The organism is Celeribacter marinus, from assembly GCF_001308265.1.
Classification (GTDB): domain Bacteria; phylum Pseudomonadota; class Alphaproteobacteria; order Rhodobacterales; family Rhodobacteraceae; genus Celeribacter; species Celeribacter marinus.
On record NZ_CP012023.1, the window covers coordinates 744,041 to 762,314 of the forward strand.

Sequence of the window (18,274 nt, forward strand, 5' to 3'; positions counted from 1 at the left end):
GGGCGCACCCTTGTGTCCCCTTTCATGGTCGCGTAACTCTGCGCCAACACACCATCCGAAAACTTAGTTACCAAAGGGTTAGAACCTATGAGCGCAGCTTCCAACGCCCCTGCAACGCCTGTCGTAACCCGCATCGCCCCCTCTCCTACGGGCGACATGCACATCGGCACCGCCCGTACGGCCCTGTTCAACTGGCTCTATGCGCGGGCGCGCGGCGGCAAATTTTTGTTGCGCATTGAGGATACAGACCGCGCGCGTTCAACCCCCGAGGCGACCCAAGGGATCTTGGACGGCATGGACTGGCTCGGGCTTGATTATGATGGCGAAGCGATCAGCCAGTTCGCGCGCGCAGCCCGTCACAAAGAGGTGGCCGAGGTCATGCTTGCCTCAGGTGCGGCGTATAAATGTTTTGCGACTCAAGACGAGATCGAAGCCTTTCGCGAAGAGGCCCGCGCGAACAGTGCAAGCACGCTCTATCAATCGCCATGGCGCGATGCCGATGCCGCTCAACACCCCGATGCGCCATTTTCGGTGCGTGTCAAAGCCCCGCGTGAGGGTGTGACGGTCATTCATGATCAGGTGCAGGGCGATGTGACAATTCGCAATGACCAGTTGGACGATATGATCGTGCTGCGTTCTGATGGCACACCGACCTATATGCTGGCCGTTGTGGTCGACGATCACGATATGGGCGTCACCCACGTCATTCGCGGCGACGATCACCTGAACAATGCGGCCCGTCAGATCCCGATCTACACGGCAATGGGATGGCCGCTCCCTGTCTACGCCCATATCCCGCTGATCTTTGGGCCAGACGGCAAAAAGATGTCTAAGCGCCACGGTGCAACCGGCGTCAAAGAGTATCAGGCTATGGGCTATCCTTCATCTGGGATGCGCAACTATTTGGCCCGATTGGGCTGGAGCCACGGCGACGACGAGTTCTTTTCCGATGCACAAGCCAAAGAGTGGTTTGATCTGGACGGCGTCAACAAATCGCCCGCGCGCTTTGACACCAAAAAGCTCGAAAACATTTGCGGGCAACATCTCGCCGTCATGGACGATGATGACATTTTGGGCGAAGTTGAGGGCTATCTCGCGGCTGCGAAACACCCCGCGCTGACGGCAGAACAAAAAACGCAACTGGTGTCAGCGCTCCCCTACGTTAAGGGCGCGTCGAAAACATACCCGCAACTCATTGAAAAAGCACATTTTGCACTCACACAGCGGCCCCTTGACCTTGATGAGAAGGCGCAAAAACAGCTTACCGATGTATCCAACGGTATACTGAAAGAATTGACGCCGCACCTGCAAAGTGGTAGCTGGGATCGCGAGGCGCTTGAAGGTGCGATCAATGCGGTCTGCGAAGCCCGCGAGATCGGTTTTGGTAAGGTCGCCGGCCCCCTGCGCCCAGCCCTCGCAGGACGTGCCGTGACCCCTAGTGTTCTCGACATGATGCTCGTTTTGGGGCGAGAGGAGAGCCTCGCCCGGATCGCGGATTTTGCCGCCATGTGCCCGAGCGCATGACATAAACCGCATCACGCCCCTCTTGGGCGTGATTCTTGGTTAGCAGACCCGTCTCTCCCCCTGTGCTCGATCCGCGCGTCGGATTTTTCGTGCGCAATTGATCGGGGTCACATAAATTTTGGCCAAAGCGGTTAACGCTCTGGCAACTGCAGATCCTTAAACCCACAACAGGCAAAAGGGTCCATGCACAGATGCCGAAGCGGTTCGCCGCTTTAATGCCCAAGACGGCGCTTGATGTACGCGATCGCTTAGCCGCACGCGTCAGACGTCCGCCAGACCACCAACGGCCCCCACGGGAGCGCCGTTGCCAACCGAAGGAATGACGATGGCAGATACCAAGAAGACAGCGACCCTGACGCTTGACGGCACCTCTTACGAGCTTCCCGTATACTCCCCGACCGAAGGGCCGGACGTCCTCGATATTCGCAAGCTGTACAGCGAAGCAGGCGTATTTACATACGATCCAGGTTTCACATCCACCGCAGCCTGTGACAGCGCGATTACCTACATTGATGGCGGCGAAGGTGTGCTTTTGCACCGTGGCTACACCATCGGTGAATTGGCCGAAAAATCCCACTACCTCGAAGTGTGCTACCTGCTGCTTTATGGTGAACTGCCAACCGCCGCTCAGATGGAAGATTTTGAAAGCCGCGTGACCAATCACACGATGATCCACGAGCAGATGCATAAATTCTTCTCCGGTTTCCGTCGTGATGCACACCCGATGGCCATTATGGTTGCCGTTGTGGGCGCGATGTCTGCATTCTACCACGATAGTATCGACATCTCCGATCCGTGGCAGCGCGAAGTGGCGACCATTCGTCTGATTGCCAAAATGCCAACGATTGCGGCAGCCGCGTATAAATACACCATCGGTCAGCCTATGGTGTATCCGCGCAATGATCTTGATTACGCATCGAACTTCCTGCGCATGTGTTTCTCGGTCCCTGCCGAAGAATACGACGTGAACCCGATCCTTGCCCGCGCAATGGACCGTATCTTTACGCTGCACGCCGATCACGAGCAAAACGCATCGACGTCGACTGTGCGCCTTGCCTCATCGTCGGGTGCCAACCCGTTCGCCTGTATTGCCGCTGGCATTGCATGTCTTTGGGGTCCGGCACACGGCGGCGCGAACCAAGCCTGTCTTGAGATGCTGCGCGAAATCGGCACTGTGGACCGTATTCCCGAATACATCGCCCGCGCTAAGGATAAGAACGATCCGTTCCGCCTGATGGGCTTTGGCCACCGCGTCTACAAAAACATCGACCCGCGTGCGACCGTGCTCAAACAATCCGCAGACGAAGTGCTCGAATTGCTCGGCGTTGAAAACAACCCGACCCTTCAGGTTGCGAAGGAACTGGAGAAAGCCGCACTGGCCGATCCGTACTTTGCCGAGAAAAAGCTGTTCCCAAACGTCGATTTCTATTCGGGCATCATCTTGGAGGCCATGGGCTTCCCGACCTCGATGTTCACGCCAATCTTTGCGCTCTCGCGCACCATCGGCTGGATTTCGCAGTGGAAAGAAATGATCGAGGATCCGGCTTTGAAAATTGGTCGTCCGCGTCAGCTTTATACAGGTGAGCATCAGCGCGCCTATACGAACGTCGAAGACCGCAAATAAGCGCGTCACACTATTATGATTGAACCCGCCCATAACTGGGCGGGTTTTTTTTGTACGATCTGTGCCATCATGGCGGTATCGTTTTGTTTCTGCGCAGTGTTTCGTCGCAGTGTTTAAGAGGGACCACACACATGACCCGTCAATTGATTTTGCACATCGGCACCTCAAAGACCGGATCAACCTCCCTTCAACACACCGCCTATGCGCACCGCGCCGCCTTGGCATCATCTGGCATTCATTGGGGCGACCCTGCGCGCCCACCGCGCGCCGATGCCCCGCGCCACGCCAGTCTTAGCTATGCCCTTCAACGTGGGCCGCAAAAATGGGCGCGCGAACAAGATGCAATTCTCGCGGATTTTGACGCCTCAGGGCACCCCACACTGATGCTCAGTGATGAGGTCTTATCCGAATGTGGTCCCGCGGCTCTGGCGCGGATCGCGGCCTTTGCCGCCCCGTTTGACACCACAATCATATGTTACTTGCGCCGCCAAGATCGCTATGTCGAAAGCCTGTGGAACCAATATTGCGGCGAAGCGCGCCGTGAGGGCCGCTCCATTCGCAAATTTGCAACAGCGCGCGACATCCAAAGCCGCCTTGATTACACGGCCCTTTTGGACGCGTGGAGCGAGATTGGAACGGTTAAGGCTATTTCGTTCGACGCTGTGAAAACCGCGCTCGCCCCAAGCTTTTTCACGGCATTGGGATTGGATATCGCGGTTGGAGACGAAGCGCGTGTGAACGTCAGCCCGTCCATGAACTGCGCCGCCCTCTTGGCCCTGCTCAACCGGCAAGGGGTCAAATACAACAAGGTCAAACTGGTCAAGGCGTTCAAACATGACACGCTCAAAACGGCCCTCGGGAGCACATTACGCGCGTCACTTTTGGCGACATTCAAAGACAGCAATGCGCGCCTTGAGGCCCGCTACGGCGTGCGCTTTGACACAGACATGCCGCAAGAACCCGAACGTCCGCTGTTTGGACCCGAAGAGGCCGCTCTCGCACAGGCCATTTCACGTCTTGCGCCAGGACGAAACGCCAAGGCCCAAGACGGCAAAACGACCGCGTGAGACTAGCGGCCTTCGTAGACGGGTTTGCGCTTGTCGAGGAACGCCATCACGCCCTCTTTGAAGTCACGGGTTTGACCACAGGCATTTTGCAACTTGGCCTCTAGGCCCATTTGTTGCTTGAGCGTGTTGTCATAGGAGGCGTGCATGGCCTCTTTGAGATGGCGGTAGGTCACCGTTGGCCCACTCGCCAGATACTGCGCACGCGCCATCCAATGGCTCGCAAACTTATCATCCTCAATGCTTTCGTAGATCATTCCCCATTGCGCCGCCTTATTGGCGGGAATTTCATCCGCAAAGAGTGTCGCCCCAATGGCGCGCGCCAAACCGATCTGGCGCGGCAAAAAGTAGGTTCCACCTGCATCAGGGATCAGGCCAATACGTGAAAACGCCTGTAGGAAAATTGCACTTTCGGTTGCAATCGTCACATCACACGCCAGTGCCAAAGAGGCCCCCGCTCCGGCGGCAGCACCGCCCACAGCGGCAATTGTCGGGATCGGGCAATCATGGATCGCATACATCATCGGCTCGTATTCGTCGCGCAATGTGCGTTCTAAATCGGCGGTGCCGGCATTAACGCCGTCCCCAAGATCTTGACCCGAGCAAAAGGCACCACCGGCCCCTGTAATGACCAAAACACGTGCGGATTTCGGCGCTTCGCGTACGGCGTGGGTAATTTCTGCGCGCATCTGTGTGTTGAGCGCGTTGCGCACATCGGGGCGATTCAACGTAAGAACGGCAACATCATCACGGACGTTAACGGTAATGGTTTCATAGTGCATGCGTGGTCCCTTCCCTCGGTCACGGGTTACCTACAAGATAGGTATCCGCACGGCAGAGGAAAGAGGAACGCGCCGTCACGAGACGTTTTATTTGAAAACAATCAGTTTTAGGCTGCACCGAGCGCGCCAACTACGCGCCAAGCCCCTGTAGGCCGCCGCAGTTAGTCTTTCATAATCGCATCGAGGCGGGTTTGCTCGTCCGATGTCAATTCCACCGTCTCGGCCTCATTTTGACGCCGCCGCACAAACCCGATCGCGACCCCGAACGCGGCCAAAAGCATAAGCGGCCCCGCAATCCACAACAGCTTGTTCGATCCCGTGAGCGTAGGTTTGAGCAATACATACTCGCCGTAGCGGTCGACTACATAGTCCACCACCTCGACATTGCTGTCGCCCTCCACGAGGCGTTCACGAACCAAAAGCCGTAGATCTTTGGCCAAATCGGCGTTGCTTTCGTCAATGTTTTCATTGCGACATACCAAACAGCGCAGCTCCTTGGAAATCTCGCGCGCGCGCTCTTCCATGGCGGTATCGGGCAACACTTCGTCGGGTTGCACCGCCACAGCAGGAGTTGAGCCCATCACAAGGGCGAGAACGAGGATGAGGTGTTTCATTCTGCGGGCACTCCCGCAGCCGCTACTTTTGCCGCGTCTTTACGACGACGTGCGCCCGCGGCCACACGGTATCGACGATCGGTCAGGCTCAAAAAGCCGCCGAATGACATAATGATCGTTCCACCCCAAATCCAGTTTGCAAGCGGCTTGATATACGTGCGCACAGCCCATCCACCATTGGCCTGCACATCCCCGATGACAAGATAGACATCGCGCAAGAACCCGTTGTCGATGCCCGCCTCGGTCGTAGGCATTTGTTGGACGGGATAGTTGCGTTTTTCGGGGTGTAGCGTGGCCACTTTTTTGTCACCCTCAAACACCGACATCGACGCCATGGTTGTGATGTAGTTCGGCCCTTGTTTGCGTTCGACTTGATCCAGTGAAATCGTGTAACCCGACACCTCAAACGTCTCGCCAATGTTGACCACACGAATGTCCTCTACCGACCATGCGGTCAGACCGGCGATCCCCGCAATGGTTACGCCCAGGCCACCATGGGCAAACAAACGTCCCCAATCCGCACGCGGCAGTCGAAACAGCCGCGACAGATCACGCGCCTTGCCCGTTTTGGAAAGAAGGTCCTGACATGCGCCCGCGATCAACCACATTCCAAGGGCCAAACCAATGGGACCAAGCAATGTCTTTTGGGTTTGAATCGACCAAATCAGGCCAAACACAGCCAACGCAAGGATCATCGACGGGATCAGTTTTTTGAGCGTCGCCCCAAGGCGCGCGCGCTTCCACGCCATCATCGCGCCAACGGGCAAGATAAAGGCCAGAATGGTAAAGAACGGCGTAAAGGCCGCATCAAAGAATGGTGCGCCCACGGACAATTTACGGTCCCAAAATGCCTCGGCCACGAGCGGCCAGATGGTGCCGATAAAGACCACGAATGCGGCCACGGCCAGCAAGATATTATTGGTCAATAGCGCGGTTTCGCGACTGACCATTGAGAACACACCTTTGGCCGTCATGGCAGAGGCGCGCATGGAAAACAGAACCAACGAGCCGCCCATAAAGATGGCAAGGATGAGCAAGATAAACACGCCGCGTTCGGGATCATTGGCGAAGGCATGGACAGAGGTAATCACGCCAGACCGCACAAGGAACGTGCCGATGAGTGAGAATCCAAAGGCCAGAATTGCCAAGAGGATCGTCCATGCTTTCAGGCTTTCGCGTTTTTCGACCACAACGGCCGAGTGGAGCAATGCAGCTGCAAACAGCCATGGCATAAAGGACGCGTTTTCAACCGGATCCCAGAACCAAAAGCCGCCCCAACCAAGCTCATAATAGGCCCACCAAGAGCCAAGGCCGATACCGATGGTCAAAAAGACCCACGCGGCCAAGGTCCACGGACGCACCCAACGCCCCCAAGCTGCATCCACGCGCCCCTCAAGAAGGGCCGCAACAGCAAACGAAAAGGTCATGGAAAGACCCACATAGCCCAAATACAGGAACGGCGGGTGAAACGCCAAACCGGGATCTTGCAGCAACGGATTAAGATCATCGCCATTCATTGGCGGAAATTGCAGACGCAAAAACGGGTTCGATGTGAATAAGATAAACGCGAGAAATGCCACACCAATGGAGCCTTGTACGCCAAGCACCCGTGCGCGCAACGTAACGGGTAGATTGGAGCCGAACAGCGCCGCCGCCCCGCCAAACAGCGCCACAATCAAAATCCAAAGCAACATGGATCCTTCGTGGTTGCCCCAAACACCCGACACTTTATAGAGCATCGGTTTGAGCGTATGGGAGTTCTCGACCACCAGTTTGAGCGAGAAATCAGATGTCACAAACGCGTAGGTTAACGCACCAAATGAGAAGGTGATGAGCACCAATTGCACCACCGCCGCAGGTTCCCCCACCGCCATAAATGCGCGGCGTCCCGTGTGCGCGCCCCAGAGCGGCAAAACCGTCTGGGCAATCGCGACAAAAAACGCCAAAATCAATGCGAAATGTCCAAGTTCTACGAGCATGTGCGTGTCTCCCTTTGCACAGATGTTTACTCGCTCGCGCGACATACGCCAATGGGCTGCGCCGTCATGTCGCAAAGAAATGATCAGGTTTAGGGCGCCAATGGTGCGTGTTGGTGTCGCAGGACGGCGCAACAAACCACTTTGGAGCGCACACCGTGCAAAAATGCGCCCCTGTGAATCCCTGTCAGAAAATCAAAAGGACGCAAATTGACATGGTGAACGCGCCAACAACCGGCCACATAAATGAAATCCCTCGCAGACCAAACGAGCCTTGGATCACAGCGAAATGCACCACCGCCCCGCAGATCAGCAGGGATAAAAACACAAATAGCAATGCGGCCTCCATCCCCCAAGCCGGATCGTTCAAAACCCGCATGAGCCACCACCACCCGATGGTGAGCCCCGTCCCCGCCCACGACAATGACATACCAAGTGCCAGCGGCGTGGCGCGTTCATGCCACAACCAAAAAAACGTGGCCGAAATCAAAAGGGCCATGGCGCAAATGGCGCCATATGCAACTTGCAGCATCGCAGCAAACCCAAGGCCATGCGCCCCTATGAGCGCGATCATCAAAATGAACGCAAATAGAGCTATGATCGGTTTCATTGCTTCAACATCTCCTTGACGGCGGCGTCTAACGCATCCGCGGCGCGCGTGTTTCGATTGAACGCGGCGCGCACGCCGTATTCGCTCCATTTGGCCCTCAAAGCCCGCCAATAGCGCAACACTATATCACGCATAGCTCACCTCTCTCTGGGAAGGCGTTCGCGGATCATTGTGGTCATCTCGACCAAGATCTGCGTGTTCTTGTCTAGAACAGACCGCGTTGCCTGATCCTTTTGCAAGTCTCTGTAAAGAAGGTAGAAAACCATCAACGCCCAAGGTCCGTTGTCCGCCAATGCGGTGATCAATGCATCACTCATCATCCGCCTGCCTCCATGCCATGAGCGCAGGATTATCCTGTCCGTTCCCTGCGGACGTGGGCGGCAGGCCACGTGATCCCGCGGCCAAGGCATTGAGGGCGGCGATATTGGCTGTCACCAGGGGCGCTTGGGCCATTGTGGCAACAACGGAGCGTTGGAAATCCTGACTTTTGACCTGATAGCGCGCGCCAAAGTAAAAGCTGACAATCGCGCCGAACAGCCACCACAATGGTTCGGGAACAAGGGCAATCCCCTGCATCCGCGCTGCGAACCACACGGGATCAACCATCGCCGCCACGCACAACCCGATGGTGCCAAAAGCCATCAGCGGACGCGGTACGCGGTTGAGCCCGTCCATAAACCGGTCAAAACCGCCCTTGCGCTCCAATGCAAATTCGCGGGCAAATTGTTCCAATGCGGAGCTGCGAAACTCCGCATCGCGCGCGCCAGAATTTTCACGGTTTTCCAAAAAGATCTCGGCGGTTTCGCGCACAACATTGCGCTCCTCGCCAAACAACACGCCCAAGAGTTTATCAATTATTCCCATGCCGCCACCCGCGTATCGTGCTCGGCACGGCTCAAATGATACCGCGTTGAGATGAACGCCTCCGCGCGCACGATCCAACCGCCCTTACCACCATCACGGCGCTTGGCGTATTTGCGCGACGAAGGACGCCGATCCGCGAGCGAATAATAGTAATTGCGCCGCGCAATGCCGTAAGCATCAACGAGGTGATGTGGCGCGAGTGATTGTGCGATGTATGCGGCCTCAATCGTTTGCGGCCCGATGAGGCCGTCGACCGCCAACGTGATCCCCATATCGCCCAAAAGCCGTTGCAACACGCGCACCGCATTGGCACCCGCGTTCACATACATGTCGAACACACTGGCGTGCAAAACCGGTGGCAAGTCGTCGATGCGCGGCCCGTTAAAATAGTGGGTCACAAAAATATCGCGCGCCTGATCGCGGCTAAGTTTGCGCACGTCACTGACACTCACCGTGCCGTCCCCGTCGACATCCACACCAAGGCGGCGCAAGGTGCCAATGGTGACCCCGTATTTTGTAGCGCCCCCCGGATCATGTGGGTCATTCACGTACCCGCCTTCGCGGGCAATGATCTCGTCTGCGATGTTTTGAACTGTTTTCATGTGCCTCAAATTCCACCTATGCGATGGTCTCTAAGGCTGCCGTAAATAAGTTAACGCCGCCAAACCCTAGCGGTCGGCGGCGTTTCTAAATCCGTTAACTCATATGCCTCAAGGCGCTGTAAATGTTAACTTTCGGGCTCTTGATAGACCCCTTGCTCTTTCAGCGCATCAACAACTTCCTTGGGCATATAGGTCTCGTCGTGTTTTGCCAAAATCTCTGTCGCGATGAACACCCCATCTTGTAGGCTGCCTGTCCCGATCATCCCCTGATTTTCGGTGAACAAATCGGGCAAGACCCCCTCAAATCGCACGGGGATCGTGTTGGTCACATCCGTCACCGAAAACGTCACCTCGGTGCCAAGGCCACGCACGATACTACCCTCTTCGACCAGACCGCCGATGCGGAAAATCTCACCTTTTCGTGGCGGCTCTTCGACCACTTGGGTTGGCGAGCGAAACAGGTTGATCCCATCCTTGAAGCCATAGCCGATCATGCCCACAGCAATCACCAATACCACCGTCAAAATAGCGATGATTTGAATGCGGCGCGTCTTTTTAAGGTTCTTCATGCCAGCCATGGTGGATCTCCTAGTATTTCGGGAACACGGTTACGGGAACATCGGCGCGTTCATCAGACCCGCCGTTTCCTCAAGGCCAAGCATCAGATTGGCGTTTTGGATCGCCTGCCCCGATGAGCCTTTGGTGAGATTGTCGAGCGTGCCAATCACAATACAACGCCCCTCGATACGGTCGGCAACAACGCCGATGTGGCAAAAATTCGATCCGCGCACATGCTTCATGTTTGGCGCTTCGCCTGTTGGCAGCACCTTGATAAACGGCTCGTCTTTGTACGCGTTGGCAAGGGCATAGTGCACCGCACCAGCCTCGCCACTCACATAGGCGGTGGCGAGAATGCCACGTGTGGCGGGGATCAAATGCGGGGTGAATTGAATGCGCACGTCACGACCGGCAATGGCGGAAAACTCTTGGTCAAACTCGCCCAAATGACGATGTTGACCCCCGATTGCATAGCCAAAGGCGTTGTCTTCCAACTCACCAAACAACAAATGCTCTTTGAGCGCACGGCCCGCGCCCGACACGGCCACCTTGAGATCCAGAATGATAGTGTCGAGATCAATCACACCCGCCGCAATCAAGGGACGCAAGATAAACTGGCCCGTTGCGGCATTACACCCCGTGCCCGCGACAAGACGCGCGTCTTTGATCTGATCGCGGTAAAATTCGGTCAGGCCATACACCGCTTCTTTTTGCAACTCGGGCGCGGAATGCTCTTTGCCGTACCACTTTTTATAGGCCTCCGGATCACGCAGGCGAAAATCGGCAGACAAATCAACGACTTTGGTCGTGCTTGGCACGTCTTTGATCACCGCTTGCGATGTGGCGTGGGGCAAGGCGCAAAACGCCAAATCCACATCCGAAAAATCGATATCCTCGATTTTGCACAACGCGGGCAAGTCCATGTGACGCAGGTGCGGATAGACCTGCGCCATTTCCATTCCGGCCTTGCGATCCCCCGACAACGCCACGATCTCCATCGACGGATGCGTTGCAATCAGACGGACAAGTTCCGCACCCGTATAGCCGGAAGCTCCGAGAATGGCGATTTTATGGGTCATAATACTGTCTTTCATCGAACCGGACCGCCCATATTTTAGGGTCGGCTTTTAATTTAGGGGCAGTGCCGTCAAACTACAATTGCGGCAAAACGCGCATGGTCGTGATCCCGCCGCGCGGTGGTCATCTGGGTCAGGCTTTGACAAACTCGACTTTGCGTTTGAGGAACTGTGTGGCTCCGCGTGACACCTTCGCCGGATCGCCCGTGGTCAGAAACATCGTCTCGGTCCCTGCCCCGATCATTGCGGGATGACGCTTCAGATAATCGGCAAGACTATCCGCCACGAGATTGGCCTGTGAGAACACTTTAACATCGGGGCCAAGCGCCTCTTGGAACTCTTTTTCCATCATCGGGTAATGCGTACACCCGAGGATCGCCGCATCGGGATTGGGCAACTTACGTTTGAGCGCATCGACATGGCTGCGCACCAACGCATCGGCCAAAATCATATCGCCGTCCTCAATTGCATCGACCACACCGCCGCAGGCCTGTGCCTCGACATCCACACCGATGGCGCGAAACGCCAATTCGCGCTGAAACGCACGGCTCGCCACCGTGGCGGGGGTCGCAAACAGGGCCACATGTTTCACATCCACTTCGCGCGGTGGCGAATTATCACCCCATTCGCGCTCCGTCAGAGCCTCAATCAGCGGCACAAACACGCCAAGCACGCGCTTGTCTTTGGGAATCCAGCTTTCCTGCATCCGCCGCAAGGCCGCCGCGGAGGCCGTGTTGCAGGCTAGAATCACCAGATCACAGCCCGCCTCCCATAGCCGCTCGACGGCGGCTGTGGTCAGATCGTAGACATCATCCGCACTGCGCACACCGTAAGGCGCATGGGCGTTGTCGCCAAAATACACGAAGGGCACATCAGGCAACCGCTTGGTCGCCGCATCCAGAACGGTTAAACCGCCCAATCCACTGTCAAAAACGCCTACTGCCATTTTTAATACCGGTCCTTTAGACCTTTTCGGGGCTTGGCCCCATGTTTGACTTCGAACTCATACCCGTGATCGAAATTTGCCACAGGTGTCGGAGATAGTGAATAGGTCTCACGGCGCAGAAAATCCATCATCTTTTTAGGATCGCGCAAGTATGGCTCCAGTTTTTCACGCGCAATCGGTTCGCCCACGACCACGTGGACGGGAGCGCCCATGCGTGCGCGAAATTCACGGATCAGTAGCCCCATGCGCAACGTATTGTGCAGATGGCTTGCCAATTGGAACAGCCGAGAATTGGCCCCATCGAAATAGATCGGCACCACGGTGGCATCCGATCGGGCAATCATTTTTGCCGTGAATGCGCGCCATGACGGATCCATCGGTTGCCCCATCGGGCGCGCCGCCGTCGAAACTGTCCCTCCCGGAAACACGCCAATGCAACCGCCCTCGCTCAAATACCGAAGCGCCTCTTTGCGCGTTTCCAGATTGAGCGCCACGGCCTCCTTGGTTTCCTCAAACGACACCGGCAGGATGACACGGTCGAGATCCTCGGCCCGCTTGAACACGCGGTGCGCCAAAATGCGAAAATCGCCACGCGCTACCGATAGGATATGGCCCATCATCAACCCGTCCAAGATGCCATAAGGGTGATTGGCCACGACAATCACCGGACCCGTGGCCGGAATATTGGCAAGTGCCCCCCCCACAACATCCAGCTCAAGCCCGTAGCGATCGACCATCACCTGCCAGAAATCGCGCCCCTCTTCGACATCCGCACCATACCCCGCAGCGCGGCGGATCAGGCGCAGACGACCGGTGGCGTTCTCCATCAGGCGAATAAGCGTCCGCCCCGAACGGGTTTTGGCCGAACTGGCATAGGTAATGTCACGCGCAACCTGACGCGCCGACAGTGGCGGTTGACTGGCCATCTATCTGTAGGCCTTCGTTATCGACATTTTCACACCCTTTTGCCCTGTGCGTGGATCGACTTTAATCCACCGCTTACGCCTGCGCCATAAAAAGCTTATAAAAGAAGCAGGTGCGATAATCGCCCTTGGTTTTGGCGAGAGAATACCCTTGTCGCCTTGCACCACACCAACGCTATGCTATGTGCCAGTGATGTTTTTTGAGTTGAACGGACCAAAGAGAGATGACGATGGATTGGGATAAGTTACGGATTTTCCACGCAGTTGCGGATGCAGGGTCACTGACACATGCAGGGGACACCTTGCATTTGAGTCAGTCCGCAGTGTCGCGCCAAATTCGCGCCTTGGAAGAATCACTATCCACAACATTGTTTCACCGTCACGCGCGCGGATTGATTTTGACCGAACAGGGCGAATTGCTATTCGAGGCGACCCGCGCCATGAACAAACGCCTTGATGCGGCATCCGCTCGCATTCGCGACTCTGAGGAAGAGGTGTACGGCGAGCTGCGCGTGACCACCGCCACAGGGTTTGGCACGCTCTGGCTCGCGCCGCGTTTGCACCTGTTGTACGAAAAATACCCCGAGCTAAAGATTGATTTGATGCTTGAGGAACGCGTGCTTGATTTGCCGATGCGTGAGGCGGACGTCGCAATCCGCATGAAAGAGCCATCACAGGCCGATTTGATCCGCAAACGCCTGATGAACATCCGTATGCGGCTGTTCGCCACGCAAAAGTACCTTGACCAGAATGGCACACCCAAATCGGTCGAAGATCTCGCAAAGCATCGCTTGATCTGTCAAAATCCAAACTCCGCTCAGGTCTCTGCGGGGGCGCAACTGGTTCAGGAATTGACCGAGGTGTCGATCCCGTCGACCCTGTACGTCAACAACTACTTTGGCGTTCTGCAGGCCGTGTTGCATGATCTGGGTGTTGGCGTCTTGCCCGACTATCTCACTGAAAGTTCGCCCGAATTGGTGCGCGTCTTGCCCGAGATCGAAAGTGGCGAAGTGCCGGTGTTCCTCGCCTACCCCGAGGAATTGCGCCATTCCAAACGCATTGCGGTGTTCCGCGACTTTGTGACTGAGCAGATTTCAGAGCATCGTCGCCAGATGCGTGACGGCGCATAACGCGTCCACATAACATCACTGTGTCGCAGCGGTTACACCCGCGTTTACACCCTGATTACGGATGAAACGTGGCGCATGCGCATTTGGTCCATTAGCGCCTTGATGCCGTTACGTAAATTTTTGCACAGGCGAACTTTTTGCCCAAGCTATGCGCGTGGCGCATGGCGGCATTGCATCCTTTTTCCGCCTAAAACCTTGCACCGTTCATCAACCGCACCTAAATCGGGCATTGAAGATGTTGATTGACGAAAGTCTTAGCACCTTCACCTCCCTGTTGGACTTGGGCCGAGCTTATGCTCGGCCTTTTTTTTGGAATTTTGTAAAGTCATGCGCTTTTGGCTCGAATCTGTGTAAATCCATCGCCACACACGCCTTCCCCCTTTCCCCACGCGCGCGCATGACATAAGAGAGCGGCAAGAATTGCTGCTCTTTGAGGGGATAAAAAATGACTGAACCTGCCATCACCGAAGACCTGATCGCCGCACACGGGCTTAGCCCCGATGAATACGCCCAAATCCTGCGTATTTTGAACCGCGACCCGTCCTTTACCGAGCTTGGTATTTTCTCGGCCATGTGGAACGAGCATTGTTCCTACAAATCCTCGAAAAAGCATCTGCGCGGCCTGCCCACCACTGGACCACAAGTGATCTGTGGACCCGGCGAGAACGCGGGCATTGTCGACATCGGTGACGGCCAATGCGTGGTCTTTAAAATGGAAAGCCACAACCACCCCTCCTACATCGAACCCTATCAGGGCGCGGCTACGGGCGTGGGCGGCATTTTGCGCGATGTCTTTACCATGGGCGCACGGCCAATTGCGGCGATGAACTCGCTGTCCTTTGGCGTCAAAGAACACCCCAAAACCCGTCAACTTGTCCACGGTGTGGTCGAGGGCGTGGGCGGCTACGGCAACTGTTTCGGCGTGCCGACCGTGGGCGGCGAAGTTCGGTTCCACAAAGCGTACAACGGCAACTGCCTTGTAAACGCGTTCGCGGCGGGCCTCGCCGATACCGACAAAATTTTCTACTCGGCGGCCTCCGGTGTTGGCATGCCCGTTGTCTACCTTGGCGCGAAAACGGGCCGTGATGGCGTGGGCGGCGCGACCATGGCCTCCGCCGAGTTCGACGACACCATTGAGGACAAACGCCCCACCGTTCAAGTCGGCGATCCGTTCACCGAAAAATGCCTGATGGAAGCCACCTTGGAACTGATGGCCACGGGTGCCGTGATCTCTATTCAGGATATGGGCGCGGCCGGCCTGACCTGTTCCGCCGTAGAAATGGGCGACAAGGGCAAACTCGGCATTCGCCTTGATCTCGAAAACGTGCCACAGCGCGAAACCAACATGACCGCTTATGAAATGATGCTCTCCGAGTCCCAAGAGCGCATGCTCATGGTCCTCAAACCAGAGAAAGAAGATGTCGCGCGCGCCGTGTTCGAAAAATGGGATCTCGATTTCGCCATCGTCGGCGAAACCATTTCCGAGGACCGCTTCCTCATTATGCATAACGGCGTGTGCATGGGCGATCTGCCCCTGTCCACGCTCGCCTCCTCAGCCCCTGAATACGACCGCCCATGGGTGCCAACACCCGCCGCCGCCGCCGTTGAGGACGTACCACAAATCGACCCGATTGATGGCCTTAAGGGGCTGATTTCATCGCCAAACTATGCGTCCAAAGCATGGGTCTACGAGCAATATGACACCCAAGTCATGGGCGACACGGTGCAAAAACCGGGTCTGGGCGCGGGCGTGATCCGCATCCACGACACGGGAAAAATGCTCGCCTTTACCTCGGACGTGACCCCGCGCTACGTCAAGGCCAACCCAGTCGAGGGCGGCAAACAGGCAGTCGCAGAAGCCTACCGCAATCTCATTGCAACAGGCGCGACCCCTCTCGCCACCACGGACAACCTGAACTTCGGCAACCCCGAAAAGCCCGAGATCATGGGGCAATTTGTGGGCGCGTTGGACGGGATCAGCCAAGCAGTGTCCTTCCTCGATATGCCCATCGTTTCTGGCAACGTCTCGCTCTACAACGAGAGCTACGGCGAGGGCATCCTGCCTACCCCGACCATTGGCGCAGTTGGCCTCATCGCCAATGAGGACGAGCTGATTTTCGGCCTGCCCAATGAGGGCGATATGGCCATTCTCATCGGCGAAACACACGGCCACCTTGGTCAATCGGCGCTCCTCGCCGAAGTGTTCAACCGCGAAGATGGCGATGCGCCTCACGTTGATCTGGCCCTCGAAAAACGCAATGGCGAATTCCTGCGCGCCAACGGCAAACTGGTGTCCTCTGCCTCTGACCTATCCGATGGCGGTCTAGCACTGGCGGCGTTTGAGATGGCCGAGGCCGCGGGACTGGGCCTGACACTTGATGACAATGACACCGCGCAACTGTTTGGCGAGGATCAAGCCCGCTATCTTGTGGCCTGTTCATTCGATCAAGCCGAAGCATTGATGGTTGCCGCAGGGCAAGCGGGCGTGACACTTGCCACGGTCGGTAAATTCGGCGGTGACACGGTCCAGATGGGTGGCGCATCCGCGCCAATGGCCGAGCTGTCCGCGATATACCGTGGCACCTTTGGCGAGACTTTCGCCTAAACCCGAACGCCCATACACCACCAGATCAAAGGCCCGCCCGTTCTGCGCGGGCCTTTCCTTTTTCTCCCCCATAGGCCACGCTCACTTACATGGATCACCTGCCCTCTCTCACCTCCGATTGTAGCCAATGCGCCGCACTTTGCTGTGTCGGGCTGACATTGGATCAAGGCGAGTTGTTCGCGATCGACAAGCCGAGCGGCACGCCCTGCCCCAATCTGTCGCGCGATTGTCGATGCACCATCCACACCGATCTTGTGGACAAGGGCATGACTGGGTGCACCCTGTATGACTGTGCGGGGGCGGGCCAGCGGGTGGTGCAAATGCGGTTCAACGGCGAAAGCTGGCGCGACGATCCCACGCTTTTGCCCGCGATGATGCGCGACTTTAACGCACTCAAACCGCTTCACGAACGCATGGCGCAACTGGTCGAGGCAGGCACGCTTGACCTCACGCCCAACCTTGAGGCCGAACGCGTAGCGCTTTTGACCCGACACGCGCGGGTTTGGTCGGACAGTGACACGCTGCGCAACCGGTTCGACGCATTTGTGAGCGCTCTGGCGCAGGCAAATCCGTGATCCACCTTGCAGCGCGCGCACCGCGCTATTAGGTTCTGAGCAACCGAAATCCAAATCCACCACAGATCAAGCATGGAGCGCCCGTAAATGGCCATCACCACCACCGAGATCGAACACCTGATCCGTGCCGCCTTTCCCGATGCACATATCATCGTGCAAAGCGATGACGGTCACCACTTTGCGGCCGAAGTGGTCGATGAAAGCTTTCGCGGGCAAAACCGTGTCCAACAACAACGCCGCGTAAACGCAGCCGTTAAGGCCAAACTCGACAGTGGCGAATTGCACGCCATGGCGCTGACCACCCGCGCGCCCGAATAAAGCGGGACAATCACCGCTTTAAACCACAGATATCACGTAGAAAGTTCCAATCATGTCCGCCAAAGAAACCATTCAAAACACCGTCGACACCAATGATGTTGTGCTCTTTATGAAAGGCACAAAATCCGCACCACAGTGTGGCTTTTCCTCAAAAGTCGCCGGTATTCTCAACTTTATGTGCCTTGAGTACACAGACGTGAACGTGCTCGCGGATGACGAAATCCGCCAGGGGATCAAAGAGTTCTCCGATTGGCCGACTATCCCACAGCTCTACATCAAAGGCGAGTTTGTCGGTGGGTGTGATATCGTTATCGAAATGACGCTGTCGGGTGAGCTGGACCAAGCGTTCGTGGACAAAGGCGTGGCATTCGACGCTGAAAAAGCCGAACAGATCCGCGCTGCAAACGGCTAACCCGTTGCCACCCATCCAGACATAAAAACGGCGGAAAGATCACTCTTCCCGCCTTTTCCTATTATCTTCAT

General features: G+C 56.5%; 20 protein-coding genes. 8 read left to right on the forward strand and 12 right to left on the reverse strand.

The window, feature by feature from the left end:
• Window positions 1-87 precede the first annotated feature (87 nt).
• The 3 genes from gltX to IMCC12053_RS03530 all read left to right on the forward strand — a co-directional run bounded on the left by gltX (window position 88) and on the right by IMCC12053_RS03530 (window position 4,215).
• Window positions 88-1,524, forward strand: coding sequence for a glutamate--tRNA ligase (gltX, locus tag IMCC12053_RS03520; protein WP_062215800.1), 1,437 nt, complete (start codon window positions 88-90; stop codon window positions 1,522-1,524).
• Window positions 1,525-1,849: 325 nt separating this feature from the next.
• On the forward strand, window positions 1,850-3,148 hold the full coding sequence (gene gltA / locus IMCC12053_RS03525) for a citrate synthase (RefSeq protein WP_062215802.1): 1,299 nt from the start codon (window positions 1,850-1,852) through the stop codon (window positions 3,146-3,148).
• 131 nt (window positions 3,149-3,279) lie between these two features.
• Window positions 3,280-4,215 (forward strand): hypothetical protein, encoded by a 936-nt coding sequence (locus tag IMCC12053_RS03530; RefSeq protein ID WP_062215804.1) that lies wholly within the window; start codon window positions 3,280-3,282, stop codon window positions 4,213-4,215.
• Window positions 4,216-4,217: 2 nt separating this feature from the next.
• On the opposite strand, the gene IMCC12053_RS03535 is transcribed toward IMCC12053_RS03530, so the two are convergent.
• The 12 genes from IMCC12053_RS03535 to IMCC12053_RS03585 all read right to left on the reverse strand — a co-directional run bounded on the left by IMCC12053_RS03535 (window position 4,218) and on the right by IMCC12053_RS03585 (window position 13,166).
• Window positions 4,218-4,994: an enoyl-CoA hydratase-related protein gene (locus tag IMCC12053_RS03535; RefSeq protein WP_062215806.1), complete on the reverse strand. Its 777-nt coding sequence runs from the start codon at window positions 4,992-4,994 to the stop codon at window positions 4,218-4,220.
• Between the two features lie 161 nt (window positions 4,995-5,155).
• The gene (locus tag IMCC12053_RS03540) at window positions 5,156-5,608 is read right to left on the reverse strand and encodes a cytochrome c-type biogenesis protein (RefSeq protein ID WP_062215808.1); all 453 of its coding nucleotides are present in this window, start codon (window positions 5,606-5,608) and stop codon (window positions 5,156-5,158) included.
• Complete coding sequence (locus IMCC12053_RS03545; protein WP_062215810.1) at window positions 5,605-7,587, reverse strand: heme lyase CcmF/NrfE family subunit; 1,983 nt, start codon at window positions 7,585-7,587, stop codon at window positions 5,605-5,607. The genes IMCC12053_RS03540 and IMCC12053_RS03545 overlap by 4 nt, the downstream gene beginning before the upstream one ends.
• Before the next feature lie 184 nt (window positions 7,588-7,771).
• Complete coding sequence (locus IMCC12053_RS03550; protein WP_062215812.1) at window positions 7,772-8,194, reverse strand: hypothetical protein; 423 nt, start codon at window positions 8,192-8,194, stop codon at window positions 7,772-7,774.
• Window positions 8,191-8,328, reverse strand: a complete 138-nt coding sequence (locus IMCC12053_RS15755) for a hypothetical protein (RefSeq protein ID WP_156320733.1) — start codon at window positions 8,326-8,328, stop codon at window positions 8,191-8,193. Before IMCC12053_RS15755 ends, IMCC12053_RS03550 begins: the two co-directional genes overlap by 4 nt.
• Before the next feature lie 3 nt (window positions 8,329-8,331).
• Window positions 8,332-8,514, reverse strand: coding sequence for a hypothetical protein (locus IMCC12053_RS03555; protein ID WP_062215814.1), 183 nt, complete (start codon window positions 8,512-8,514; stop codon window positions 8,332-8,334).
• Entirely contained in the window at window positions 8,504-9,058 is a 555-nt protein-coding gene (locus tag IMCC12053_RS03560; RefSeq protein ID WP_062215819.1) for a holin family protein, read from the reverse strand. The genes IMCC12053_RS03555 and IMCC12053_RS03560 overlap by 11 nt, the downstream gene beginning before the upstream one ends.
• Window positions 9,049-9,660: a holin-associated N-acetylmuramidase gene (locus tag IMCC12053_RS03565; RefSeq protein ID WP_062215821.1), complete on the reverse strand. Its 612-nt coding sequence runs from the start codon at window positions 9,658-9,660 to the stop codon at window positions 9,049-9,051. The genes IMCC12053_RS03560 and IMCC12053_RS03565 overlap by 10 nt, the downstream gene beginning before the upstream one ends.
• Before the next feature lie 125 nt (window positions 9,661-9,785).
• Entirely contained in the window at window positions 9,786-10,229 is a 444-nt protein-coding gene (ccmE, locus tag IMCC12053_RS03570) for a cytochrome c maturation protein CcmE (RefSeq protein ID WP_062220813.1), read from the reverse strand.
• Window positions 10,230-10,268: 39 nt separating this feature from the next.
• Entirely contained in the window at window positions 10,269-11,297 is a 1,029-nt protein-coding gene (argC, locus tag IMCC12053_RS03575; RefSeq protein WP_062215823.1) for an N-acetyl-gamma-glutamyl-phosphate reductase, read from the reverse strand.
• Window positions 11,298-11,427: 130 nt separating this feature from the next.
• Window positions 11,428-12,240 carry a glutamate racemase gene (gene murI, locus IMCC12053_RS03580; RefSeq protein ID WP_062215825.1) on the reverse strand — a complete coding sequence of 271 codons (813 nt, stop codon included), beginning with the start codon at window positions 12,238-12,240 and terminating at the stop codon, window positions 11,428-11,430.
• Window positions 12,241-12,242: 2 nt separating this feature from the next.
• Entirely contained in the window at window positions 12,243-13,166 is a 924-nt protein-coding gene (locus IMCC12053_RS03585) for a lysophospholipid acyltransferase family protein (protein ID WP_062215826.1), read from the reverse strand.
• A gap of 227 nt (window positions 13,167-13,393) precedes the next feature.
• Here IMCC12053_RS03585 and IMCC12053_RS03590 point away from each other — a divergent pair, with 227 nt between their 5' ends.
• The 5 genes from IMCC12053_RS03590 to grxD all read left to right on the forward strand — a co-directional run bounded on the left by IMCC12053_RS03590 (window position 13,394) and on the right by grxD (window position 18,203).
• Window positions 13,394-14,293: a LysR family transcriptional regulator gene (locus tag IMCC12053_RS03590; RefSeq protein ID WP_062215828.1), complete on the forward strand. Its 900-nt coding sequence runs from the start codon at window positions 13,394-13,396 to the stop codon at window positions 14,291-14,293.
• Window positions 14,294-14,738: 445 nt separating this feature from the next.
• Window positions 14,739-16,898: a phosphoribosylformylglycinamidine synthase subunit PurL gene (gene purL, locus IMCC12053_RS03595; protein ID WP_062215830.1), complete on the forward strand. Its 2,160-nt coding sequence runs from the start codon at window positions 14,739-14,741 to the stop codon at window positions 16,896-16,898.
• Window positions 16,899-16,987: 89 nt separating this feature from the next.
• Window positions 16,988-17,473, forward strand: a complete 486-nt coding sequence (locus IMCC12053_RS03600) for a hypothetical protein (RefSeq protein WP_062215832.1) — start codon at window positions 16,988-16,990, stop codon at window positions 17,471-17,473.
• An 87-nt stretch (window positions 17,474-17,560) separates the two neighbouring features.
• Window positions 17,561-17,791, forward strand: coding sequence for a BolA/IbaG family iron-sulfur metabolism protein (locus tag IMCC12053_RS03605; protein WP_062215838.1), 231 nt, complete (start codon window positions 17,561-17,563; stop codon window positions 17,789-17,791).
• A gap of 52 nt (window positions 17,792-17,843) precedes the next feature.
• Window positions 17,844-18,203 (forward strand): Grx4 family monothiol glutaredoxin, encoded by a 360-nt coding sequence (gene grxD / locus IMCC12053_RS03610; RefSeq protein WP_062215840.1) that lies wholly within the window; start codon window positions 17,844-17,846, stop codon window positions 18,201-18,203.
• Window positions 18,204-18,274: the final 71 nt, after the last annotated feature.